This is a genomic window from Maribacter litoralis (genome assembly GCF_902506355.1).
In the GTDB taxonomy this organism is placed as follows: Bacteria; Bacteroidota; Bacteroidia; order Flavobacteriales; family Flavobacteriaceae; genus Maribacter; species Maribacter litoralis.
The window spans coordinates 3,838,752-3,850,255 of record NZ_LR733271.1 but is presented as its reverse complement, the minus strand read 5'-3'; the positions used below and the strand labels follow the sequence as shown (position 1 = coordinate 3,850,255).

Sequence of the window (11,504 nt, the reverse complement as noted above, 5' to 3'; positions counted from 1 at the left end):
ATTAGGATGCTTTTGCAAAACCTTTTCTAACTTGGGATCCCCAACCAGATTTTATTTTAAATAATTTTTTATAGTTGCCCCTAACCGCAGCGTACACTACAATTGGGTGAAAAATGAAAGGCTCTAAAATGGCTAGCCCCATGAGAATTAAAATGTCTTTTGTTTTTCTGTACTGATTATAGGAATACACATCCCAGAGGATGGCATAAAATGATATCATGATAGAGAATAGAAAAATTGCCAACGTAATCATGAAGAAGAACTCCCAATTTAATATCCCTAAATAGGCAAAAAGTATGATGGTAAAAAAACCGAAAAATTCAAGCAGCGGAGATAACCATTCATAAAAAAACCAGTACGGATAACTTAATAATCCGAGTCTGCCGTATTTTGAATTGAACAACATATCCTTGTGTTTGAACAAGGTTTCTAGGTTACCTCTTGCCCAACGATCTCTTTGGTTTACAAGAATTTTCAAATCCTCAGGCACTTCTGTCCAACATAAAGGATCAGGAATGTATTCTATAGTATAGGGCTCTCTTCTATCATGCATATATCTACGCATTTTAAAGACGATTTCCATATCCTCACCTACAGTATCTGTATCATAACCGCCTACTGCCAGGGCAATTTCGCGTTCAAAAAAGCCAAATGCACCAGAGATGATGAGTAAACTATCTATTCTACCCCAAGCCATTCTACCAAGTATAAAAGACCGTGTATACTCTAACAATTGAAACCTTGCCAACCAGTTGCTTGGCAGCCTAATTTCCTCTAATTGTCCGCCTTGAATTATACATGAATTTGCAACACGAATAACACCGCCAACCGCTATTACCCTTTTCTTGGAACGTTGAAAGAATGATTTTACCACATGAAGCAAAGCATCTGGCTGTAATAGGCAATCTACATCTATACACCCTACATATTTGCTGGTTGAAAGTGCCACTCCGGTATTTAAGGCGTCGGATTTACCGCCGTTCATTTTGTCTACTACTGTAAGCTTTTCAAAAGCTCTGTTTTTAGACTTGTAAATTCCACGTACCGGCTTTGATTTCCAATCCGGATCCATTTCCATGTCTATTTTTACAAGGTCATATGAGTCGATCAGTTTTTGTAATGTATCATCTTTGCTGCCGTCGTTTACCACCATTACATCATAATTGACATATTGTAAAGACAATAGCGAACGTATGTTTTCAACAATGGTCAACCCTTCATTATAGGCAGGTGCAATAATGGTTATCGTCGGTGCCAATGGCGAAGCCATTATTTTAGAAATATCCGTAAAGCTGTTTTTATTTCTATAATGCAGCGAATTTCTGGTAGAGAAATATGCCATTAACGAAAATAGTACGAACAATATTAACGTGAATACGAAGAATACAAAATTGATGTATTCCAATACAACACCAAATAGTTCACTATCCATTTTTCTTGTTGTATAAAGAGTTGGACATGGAACATAATTGGTCGAACAAAGTAGAACCGGTTTCTTTGTTATCTATATTTTTCTTGGCTTTTTTTGCTATTTCCAATTCAAAATTTACATTGAAAATGGAATCTTGGGTCGGTTTTATTTCTTCGTTAACAATCGGTAATGACAAACGAGATTTAATTTCAGTTAAGGCTTCTATCGCTTCTTTTGCCAAAGAACCAGACTCAGAATCAATAATGCTTTCTAATAATCTAAATTCTTTTTCATCGCCTACAGCTTTAATCTCTTTAAGCAACATAAGCTTTGTTTCTTTGTCCGCTAAGTGGTATATATCTGTAAATACACTTAAAGCCAAGCTATTTTCTTCACCTAATAGATCATTAGGTCTAGGAGATTGATATGAGAATTTTTCAATGAGTTCATTTGCTCTTTCAATAATTAATTCTGAATTGTTTTCCTCAACAATATCGTAAAGTAGCCCTAGTTCACGACAATCTCCCAATTCTGAAATATTCTCCAAAATGACCATCGTTTCCAACTCTCCTTCGGGCATGAAGTTGGCTGAAAAGGAAACACTACCATTTTTAATTTTAACGATTGGTTCAACAGAAGCATTATCTGAATGATTCATATCGCTTTCTGAAATAATGGATGTCCAATCAATACTCACATCTTCATTCGATGGATCATTATTCAATGTATCTGAAGTGGTGAACTCATCTTGGTCGATTATCGATTCATTGTCCAATATAAATATGGGCTCCAAACTATCTTGAGCATATATTTCTTCCTCTTGCTGAGCAATTATTTCTTCAACAACTAATGGTAAAAAGTCCACCGCAAACTCATCCACTCCATTTTCCACCACATCTTCAGGAATATTTTCCTCTGCTAATTCATTAGTTTCATCAATATCTTTTACATGGGGTAAAAAGGATAAATCAATCTCATAAGGTTGTTCGTCAACTAGGGCTTGAGGCGTTGTGAATTCTTCATCATTTATAATAACTTCAGTTGATAATTCCGTGGAATTTATTTCATCCTCTGCAACAATAATTTCATCTACAGCTTCATATTCAGTTTCAGGAAGACTTATAGGCGCTTCGACAGTTATTTTCTCCTTATCAGAATTGATAACAACTTCTTCTACTTCAGTAGTAACAGTAGGTTCTTGCGGAGTTTCTAATAACTCATTTTCAGGTTTCTCCTCTATTGCTTCCTGTTCGGTTTCATAAAAATCAATCTTAGAAATGTTTTTGGTAGGTAATACGCTTTCAGGATTTATTTTATTTAGAGTACTAATAACCTTCCCTTTGATATTGAAATGACGTTCTGTAGCCTTTAAATTTTCAAGAAACGGTAGTTCTGATGCCGACCCAAGTTCACCTATGGCATCTAAAATGGCAATTTTTATATCATGACTGGCTTTAGGATATACCATCATTAAAGTGGGCAAGGCGTTTACAAAATAAAAATCCTTAATGCATTCTATAGCCTCTGCCTGAATTTCTTTCTTTTTATGTTTTAATAAGGTGATGATTGACTGTTCAGCATCATTCTGACTATAATATTTTATAAGCCGTAGAGAGAACAGTACCACATGTGAATTGGTAGAGGTCAACCAAAGTCCGAATTGTGGCGGAGTGTAATTAGGTTTATGCCTTAGTACATCCAATAGCTTTAGCTGCTGCCACTCGGCAATTTTATATTTTGTGTTGTCAAGAAAGTATTTAATACCTTCTTCCTTTAAGTTTACAACAGCAATTTCAGCTTGTTTACGAACAGTACTTTGTCTATGGTTAATAAATTTTATGATCAAACCATATGCCTCATCAACCTCCATGGTCGTTAGTTCTAAAATTCCGCTAGAAACTACTTGCCACTTGCTACTGCCTAATTTTTCATAAGCATCATGATGCAAACCTAAATCTTTATATAAATTAATGAGAACCTCCTGTGATTGTCCAGATAAATCTTTGCGAAGATCAAGTAGCACTTCGGTCAAGACATGACGGTCGAACTTGTTTTTGATCAATTCCCTGATCTGTACTTTTAAATTTAGATAGTTCATTTTTTCCTCTTTGGTAATGGAATCATCATAGAATAAAAATTCGTTGATCATAGGGGAAAATTCGACCTTCTTTGCTTTGGTACGGCTATTATTGGCAGTAATCTTATTTCTGATCAGAAAAACCCCAACAAAATAAATTACCGATAACACCAAAAACAATATGGTGAGCCACCAGAGATATTCTAAATTGAATTCTGGAGCCGTTATCAGCGATATTTTTATTTGTTTAGGGGGAATGAACAAATGTTATTTATTAAAATTATTTATCTATCTCTCGTGCTATACGTACTAATAATTCGGTTGGACTAACTGGTTTAGTAATAAAATCGTTGGCTCCCAATTCAAAAGCGGTAAGTACGTTTTGTTCGTTACCTGCAGAAGAAATAATTATAATGGGCGTGTTGGAATTTAGGTCGTTGCGTACATAATCAATAAGCTCAATACCTGAAAAATAAGGCATCATAATGTCGCTTACGATAATGTCTGGCATATCGTTCTTTAGATATTCCTTTACCTCTTTTCCATTTATGGAATGGTGTACGGTATAACCTCCTTTTTTAAGCCTAAAGTCTAAAAGCGAGGCTAAAAGTTGATCATCATCCGCTAATAATACACGTTTACCCATGCTATTATTTCTTGTTAAGGTTTTCTAAGTCCATATTCAAATTCTCCTCTAGCAAAGGATAATCGTTAAGAAATATGTCATACAACTCTTTTACCCTTTCTGGTTGATGCAACTTACAGCAAGCTTCTAACTCAACAATAAGTTTTCTCATGCCATCTGCGTTTACCATTGCAAAACCGGCTTTTAGCTTATGTGCAGAAAGAGCGATCTCTTTTAAGTTTTCTGTTTTTAAATGAATTTTTACGTTACCTATGAATTCTATGGCGTTTAATTTGAACAAATTCACCAGTTCTTTTAGCATATCTATTTCTCCGAAACAGTCTTTAAGAAGATTGCTAAGGTCTACAACGGTTGTTTCTTTAGGTTCGATCATAGGCTTTTGAAGTATTGCAGTAAAATCTGCCTGTTCAACTTTATTTTTTTTATTCTCTAATATGGTTTTCATTAAATGTTCTAGTGTATAGGGTTTAAGTAAAAAATCGTTAATGCCAATAGCCTTACAAGCTTTACTGTCTTGTTCGGTAAAATCTGCGCTAAACGCTACTATTGGAATGGTGTTTACTTTTGGGTCTTTATGAGTTCTAATTATCTGTGAAACTTCAAATCCGTTTTGTCCCGGCATTTTCAAGTCCATTAGAATAAGGTCAACATCTTTAGATGCTAAAGTTTTCAATGCTTTGTTAAGGCTTAAATTAGAGTACACCTTACAGCCCCATTTGGTCAACTGTTCTACAATTAGGCGCTGGTTCATTTGATTATCTTCAAAAACCATAATTTTGGTTCCTGCCAATGCCTTTTTGCCTATTACAGCACCTTTTATGTTGCTATTATTTGATGAATCGTTGTTACCTAACGGGTAAGGAAGTCTAAACGTGACCGTTGTACCGCTATTAACGACACTGTCTATTTCAATATCACCTTGTAATTTTTCAACGATTTCTTTTGTTATGGTTAAGCCAAGTCCTGTACCACCGTATTTGCTTGAGGTGTCATTTTCAGCTTGGGTATAACTATTAAAAATGGTCTGTATTTTTTCTGTCGAAATACCAATACCGGTATCAGCTACAGAAAATTCAAGCACACAACTATTTTCAAATGTTTGCTTGGCAAAAACTTCAAGCTTTATAAAACCTTTATCGACAAATTTTACCGAATTGCCCAAAAGATTAAGTAGTACTTGAGATAATTTAGAAGGATCTCCTTTTATAATTTTTGGTACACTTTCGTCTATTTCTACCAATAACTCAATATCACGATCAACAATTAATGTTTCACATAAAAACATAACGTCGTTCAGTAAGCTGTGGATATTGAAATCAACCGATTCGAAATTGGTGTTGCCAGATGAAATTTTCGAATACTCCAAAACCTCATTTATAAGCTTTAACAGCGTATTCGAAGCAAACTGTATGGCATCGACCTTTTTATGCTGGCTCTTTGTCAGCTTTTCTTCGTTCAATAAATTCGTAAAACCGATTATACTATTTAAAGGCGTTCTTATTTCATGGCTAATATGTGCAATGAATTGCTTTTGCGATGCGTCGTGATCCTCAGTAGCATTAGGTTTTGTTTCTTTTGCTACCGCACTAGTTTCATTGGGGGAATAAATATGATTTTCTAAACTAGATCTAAACGTGTCAAAAGAGTTTTTAAGCTCCTTTGCTTCATTGGCATTTAGCTCCTCAAAAGAAAATTCACTTACCGTTTTTTCTAGTTGAGCTAATTGACCAAGTAAATCCTTAGTTTTTGAAATTGCCATAAATAGGGTTTCTTTAATTTAATTGGGTTATATCTTATGATTCCTTAAAAATGCGCCATAACCCTTGTGCAGGCAATAAAATGTTCTCTAAGGTTGGTTATTTGTTGTGAATACACTTAAATTGTAGGTCACAATCCAACCCTATGAGACATCTTATCTATTTATTATGCGTTTTAACGATAGTTTCCTGCGCAGAAAAAAAGGAAAAACCAGAAGAATCAACGCTTGAAAAAGCACAGCGAATTCATGATGAAGTCATTACGATCGATACGCATAATGACATCAACGTCAAAAACTTTACAGACAGCGTAAATTACAGTCAGAGGCTAGATACACAGATCAATTTACCCAAGATGGAAGAAGGTGGTTTAGATGTTACCTGGCTTATCGTTTATACCGGTCAAGATACACTTACCGACGAAGGTTATGCCAAGGCAAAAGAAAATGCCATGCAGAAGTTTGAAGCTATTCATAGATTATGCGAGGAAATTGCTCCCGATAAAATAGAATTAGCCTTGAATTCCGCAGATGTAAAACGAATTGTAGGTTCAGGAAAAAAAGCGGCAATGATCGGTGTTGAAAATGCCTATCCCATAGGTTTGGATATGGAACAGTTTAAAGTTTACCATGACCTCGGCGCACGTTATATATCATTGGCTCATAACGGTCACAGTCAATTTTCGGATTCCAATACTGGTGAGGCAGATGATGAATGGTTGCATAACGGACTGAGTGATTTGGGTAAAGAAGCAGTGGCCGAAATGAACAGATTAGGTATTATGATCGATGTTTCGCATCCATCAAAAGAAGCCATAAAACAAATGATTTCTTTATCGAAAGCGCCAATTATAGCCTCGCACTCCTCTGCTAGGGCTCTATGCGAACACAGCAGAAATTTAGATGACGAACAATTACTTATGATGAAAGAAAATGGCGGCGTGGTACAAACCGTAGCGTTTAGTTCATATTTAAACACCGAAAAGCATGAAGCACGTGCGGCATACATGAAATCCATTTATCAAGAAGTTGCAGATTCCCTGGATATCGCGTGGTATGAAAGATCTCAATTCTCTAGTTTATCGGATACCGAAAAAGCGGCATTTATGGACAATTACCCAAAAGTGCTAAAAATAAGTAAAGAAATAGTTGCTGAGAAAACCGATGCTCCAGAACCTGTAAATGTGGGCGATTTTGTAGACCATATAGATTATATGGTAAAGTTAATCGGTATAGACTACGTAGGTATTAGCTCAGATTTTGATGGTGGCGGTGGCATAGATGGCTGGAACGATGCCTCTGAAACTTTCAACGTTACCCATGAACTTGTAAAAAGAGGATATACCCAAGAAGATATAGAAAAATTATGGGGAGGAAACCTTATGCGAGTACTTGATGATGTACAGCGCATAGCAAAAGAATTGGGTGAAAGTTAATCAACTTCACCCAATGCCGCTAAACGGTCTTTTACAAATTCAATTTTGGTTTTACCATGGGGTGTAGGTTTACCATTTTCTCCCAGGTTTACCATAATGATATTATCTACGGTAACTATGGTTTCATGATTCATCTTATTACGAACCTCACAATTTAAGGTCAATGATGTTTTACCAAATTTAACAACCTCAATACCTATTTCGATAACGTCGCCTTTAACCGCTGCGCTCATGAAATTGATCTCAGACATATATTTGGTAACCACTTTACCATTTTCTAGTTGAATAATGGCATAAAGAGCTGCTTCTTCATCTATCCAAGCCAATAATCTACCACCAAATAAGGTGCCGTTTGAATTTAAATCGCCTGGTTTAACTAATTTTCTAGTATGAAATCTCATAGTCTTATTTTTTGCAATTTCTACACTGCAAAGTTAGGTCGAAATTTAATAATAGTACAATTTTGAGCACTTTTAGGGTACGATTTACCAATTGTAACATTAGCAGAATAAATAAGTTACATTTTAACAATTGTTGTAAGGCGTAATTGCTAGAACCCTAATTTGGGCATACAATTATTGACTCGTGCATTATTGTTCATAACAGGTTAAAAACTTATTATTGGCTATGTATATGAATTTTATCTAATACGTACCTTTAAGTAAAATCTATACATAATGGACAGGACACAGAAATTGCAGTCAATTCGCCCTCTAATTGCATCTGCCAGAATAGTGCCAAATATGAGTGATGATGAACGATTTCAAAATCTTACATTACGGCCCATACTCAAGTTACAAAACGATTTATTCCTAGTCTCTTTTCAGAATTACATCAAAAAAATGAAAAATACGTTTTACGAGTTAAAACTTGAAAAACGCTTAGAATATGTCACTAAAGCCATACAAAAGGATATTAAGTTCAGAAATTCTTTAAAAGGCATGATCATTGGTCAATTTACGGTTGAAGAATATGAAATTTATATTCAAAACTCATCGGCTTTAAACAAACGAATGATGAACATGGTCATAAAGAGAATTCAAGATCAAATTCAATACTTTGATAAATTAGAGCTAGTCTAATAACGATTCTCCATTTAAATTGGTGGTAAGTATACTGCTCATAAGGTCAAAATATGGTCTTATAGCCTTAAATGCTTGGTCTATCTGTTCATCGAAATCATCTGACAAGACTTCTTCATTGGTAAAGCTTTTTGTAAAAATGAATTGCTTTTTTCGTATAAATTCAATGTTAGGGTCTTCTTTGTCAAATCCTTTAGGTGCTGTCTTTAGCTCCTCTCCGACCAATGGTCCCCAAATATTTTTAAAATTTGTATCATTGAGAATCGCAACCAATTCAGAAGTATCCAATTCCCATTCTTTTCTAATACGTAAAAGATCATTTTTTTCCGGAGCCCAAAAACCAGTAGCTATAAAGCTGTTGCCAGGTGCTATTTGTAAATAGTAGCCACCACGTCTATGTTTGCCCGCTCTTGAAAAAGATGCAGAAAAATGGGTTTTATATGGGGTCTTGTTCTTAGAGAAACGAACATCTCTGTAAATTCTAAAAACCTTTAATTTTTCAATTTCATCGTGGGTATTCAGTAATTGCAATAGGTGATTAAAAAAGCTTTTTACCTTTTCCTGTTCTTTTTGAAAAGTAGGCTTATGTTCTGTAAACCAGTCTCTATTGTTGTTGTTTTTAAGTGAATTTAAAAATTGAAAAGTACTTTTTGTAATATTCGTTTCTAACATACGACCTAACTCTTGTGATTTTAAGCTAAAGTTAACCATTAGATGAGAAGTACTTTTAGTTATTTGGTTAATTTTACTGAACTAATGCAAACTCATGGACCATCGATCTATTATCGAAAAGATTAATACCCACAAAAAGCAACCTAACTTAAGATTTCGATTAAAAAGAAATACTGAAAAGTTCACGGATCTACTTTTTTACACCCTGTTCGATATTGAAACACCAGTAGCGAATAGTTTAGATGAATTGGAAAAACAATTTGATGAACTGGTAGACCTTGCTTGTTGGGAAAGTGATAAACCTTGTAAAAAGGTCTGGGAAAATTATGTTGAGCAATTGCCAAGTGTTTTAGAGAGCTTAAATTTAGATGCAGAAGCTACCGTTAATTGTGACCCAGCCTCTTTATCAATTGAGGAAGTATATATGGCATACCCCGGTTTTTATGCAATATCCGTATATAGATTGGCACATGAACTATACAAAACAGGATTTCCGTTGGTACCAAGATTAATGACGGAATATGCACACAGACAAACGGGTGTAGATATCAACCCCGGTGCACAAATAGGAAAATCTTTTCATATTGATCATGGTACAGGTGTGGTAATTGGTGAAACTGCCATTATTAAAAACGATGTAAAAATATATCAAGGTGTAACCTTGGGCGGACTTTTCGTTGCAAAAAACTTGCAAAAGACCAAACGTCACCCGACCATAGAGAATAATGTGACCATTTATGCCAATGCTACGATTTTAGGCGGAGACACCGTTATTGGAGCTAATAGCATTATTGGAGGAAACGCATGGATCACAGCCTCTGTACCTGCACATTCTACCGTTTTTCATACACCAGAAATAAAAATAAAAACAATACCCCATGTCTAATTCTTTATTGTCGCTCATTGGTAACACCCCTTTGGTAAAATCAAGAGTGTTGAATACAAACCCCAATGTGTCCGTCTATTTTAAAATGGAAGGGCATAACCCCGGTGGTAGTGTAAAAGACCGTGCTGCCTATAATATGATAAAAACAGGCTACGACAATGGTGATTTTACCGCTAATGATAAGCTTATAGAAGCAACTAGTGGAAACACAGGTATTGCCTTGGCAATGATAGCAGGGGTTTACGGTTTAGATATTGAGTTGGTAATGCCAGAGAATTCCACCAAAGAACGTGTACAGACCATGAGAGCCTACGGTGCAAAGGTAACATTAACATCTTCTGATGTGGGTATAGAAGGAGCTCGGGATTATGCGGAAAGCAAGGTTGCGAATGAAGGTTATATCATGATGAACCAATTTGGTAATCCAAATAACTGGAAAGCACATTACAATACTACCGGACCGGAAATTTGGAACGATACACATGGTGAAATTACACACTTTGTTTCTGCCATGGGAACTACAGGTACTATAATGGGAACGTCAACCTATTTAAAGGAAAAGAACAGCGATATTCAAATAGTAGGGGTGCAACCTAGTGACAATGCCAGTATACCGGGTATTCGTAAATGGCCAGAAGAATATTTACCCAAAATTTTCGATGCAAAGAAAGTAGATCGAATTATGGAAGTAAATGAAGTTGAAGCAAAAGAAATGGCTAGAAAACTAGCAAAGGAAGAGGGCATCTTTTCTGGTATGAGCAGTGGCGGTGCAGCAACTGTAGCCTTACGATTAGCTCAAGAAATTGAAAAAGGAACCATTGTGTCAATTGTCTGTGACCGTGGTGATCGTTACTTATCATCAAGTCTTTTCGACTAGTTCATAAAATTCAGAATAAAAAAAGAGCCGTAAGTACGGCTCTTTTCATTTTTTATATTCGCTATTCAATTATCTATTCAACATAGTTGTATCGTCTGGCTTACTATATTCTTCAACCAAAAACTCTAAATTCTCCCCGTGTTCATTGGTGAAAACATAGGTAGTTTTATCGTTCTTCATTTTTTTACTTTTCAAATTGATGTTTTCTACAATCTTTAAATTATCTCCTTCGTTCATGGCAACGACCAATTCGTCGTTTTTAGATACTAGAACAAAATCTTCGGGAGTTTTAGATTCATAGCTGAAGACTATTTTTTCATCAAAGGCATCATCTTCATCATTATCTATCTGTACGGTTTTAATAATAGTAGAAACACTGTCCACTACCCTAGCCTGATCGATTTTTCCTTCATCTTCTTTAGCATTTTCAATGGTATTTAATCGTTTTGTAGTAATCTCTACCGTATTTTTAACCAATTTGTTTCCATCATTTACTGTGTAAGATTTAGATATCTTTGTATCTAAAACCTCTTGATTTTCTTCTTGTGCAGCTAAGCTTCCTGTAAAAAGGAACAACCCAGCGATCGACATATAAATTGCTTTCATTTTCATATACATTTTTATTTGTTCATAATAGATTTCAAAACATGCTGTATGAGAA

Annotated in this window: 11 protein-coding genes; 4 read left to right on the top strand and 7 right to left on the bottom strand. The window is 35.3% G+C overall.

What is annotated here, in order from left to right; genetic code table 11:
* Position 1: 1 nt before the first annotated feature.
* From EXIGUO8A_RS16265 to EXIGUO8A_RS16250, 4 genes are read right to left on the bottom strand one after another with little or no spacing between them, the layout of a single operon-like run.
* Positions 2 to 1,432: a glycosyltransferase family 2 protein gene (locus tag EXIGUO8A_RS16265; RefSeq protein WP_116768988.1), complete on the bottom strand. Its 1,431-nt coding sequence runs from the start codon at positions 1,430 to 1,432 to the stop codon at positions 2 to 4.
* A complete protein-coding gene (locus EXIGUO8A_RS16260; protein WP_159303964.1) occupies positions 1,425 to 3,752 on the bottom strand; it encodes a HEAT repeat domain-containing protein in 2,328 nt (775 codons plus the stop codon). Before EXIGUO8A_RS16260 ends, EXIGUO8A_RS16265 begins: the two co-directional genes overlap by 8 nt.
* Before the next feature lie 16 nt (positions 3,753 to 3,768).
* Positions 3,769 to 4,134: a response regulator transcription factor gene (locus tag EXIGUO8A_RS16255; RefSeq protein ID WP_116768986.1), complete on the bottom strand. Its 366-nt coding sequence runs from the start codon at positions 4,132 to 4,134 to the stop codon at positions 3,769 to 3,771.
* Between the two features lie 4 nt (positions 4,135 to 4,138).
* Positions 4,139 to 5,893, bottom strand: coding sequence for a sensor histidine kinase (locus tag EXIGUO8A_RS16250; RefSeq protein WP_159303963.1), 1,755 nt, complete (start codon positions 5,891 to 5,893; stop codon positions 4,139 to 4,141).
* A gap of 143 nt (positions 5,894 to 6,036) precedes the next feature.
* On the opposite strand from EXIGUO8A_RS16250, the gene EXIGUO8A_RS16245 reads away from it, so the two are divergent.
* Positions 6,037 to 7,326 (top strand): dipeptidase, encoded by a 1,290-nt coding sequence (locus tag EXIGUO8A_RS16245; protein WP_159303962.1) that lies wholly within the window; start codon positions 6,037 to 6,039, stop codon positions 7,324 to 7,326.
* Here EXIGUO8A_RS16245 and EXIGUO8A_RS16240 read toward each other — a convergent pair.
* Complete coding sequence (locus tag EXIGUO8A_RS16240; protein ID WP_058102669.1) at positions 7,323 to 7,727, bottom strand: acyl-CoA thioesterase; 405 nt, start codon at positions 7,725 to 7,727, stop codon at positions 7,323 to 7,325. The genes EXIGUO8A_RS16245 and EXIGUO8A_RS16240 overlap by 4 nt on opposite strands.
* Positions 7,728 to 8,003: 276 nt before the next feature.
* Between EXIGUO8A_RS16240 and EXIGUO8A_RS16235 the strand changes: the two genes are divergently transcribed.
* A complete protein-coding gene (locus EXIGUO8A_RS16235; protein ID WP_116768983.1) occupies positions 8,004 to 8,408 on the top strand; it encodes a glyoxalase in 405 nt (134 codons plus the stop codon).
* On the opposite strand, the gene EXIGUO8A_RS16230 is transcribed toward EXIGUO8A_RS16235, so the two are convergent.
* Positions 8,400 to 9,080, bottom strand: a complete 681-nt coding sequence (locus EXIGUO8A_RS16230; RefSeq protein ID WP_159304515.1) for a DUF2461 domain-containing protein — start codon at positions 9,078 to 9,080, stop codon at positions 8,400 to 8,402. The genes EXIGUO8A_RS16235 and EXIGUO8A_RS16230 overlap by 9 nt on opposite strands.
* 94 nt (positions 9,081 to 9,174) lie before the next feature.
* Here EXIGUO8A_RS16230 and epsC point away from each other — a divergent pair, with 94 nt between their 5' ends.
* A complete protein-coding gene (gene epsC / locus EXIGUO8A_RS16225; RefSeq protein WP_116768982.1) occupies positions 9,175 to 9,966 on the top strand; it encodes a serine O-acetyltransferase EpsC in 792 nt (263 codons plus the stop codon).
* Positions 9,959 to 10,843, top strand: coding sequence for a cysteine synthase CysM (gene cysM / locus EXIGUO8A_RS16220; protein WP_159303961.1), 885 nt, complete (start codon positions 9,959 to 9,961; stop codon positions 10,841 to 10,843). The genes epsC and cysM overlap by 8 nt, the downstream gene beginning before the upstream one ends.
* 69 nt (positions 10,844 to 10,912) lie before the next feature.
* On the opposite strand, the gene EXIGUO8A_RS16215 is transcribed toward cysM, so the two are convergent.
* Positions 10,913 to 11,449 carry a hypothetical protein gene (locus EXIGUO8A_RS16215; protein WP_159303960.1) on the bottom strand — a complete coding sequence of 179 codons (537 nt, stop codon included), beginning with the start codon at positions 11,447 to 11,449 and terminating at the stop codon, positions 10,913 to 10,915.
* Positions 11,450 to 11,504: the final 55 nt, after the last annotated feature.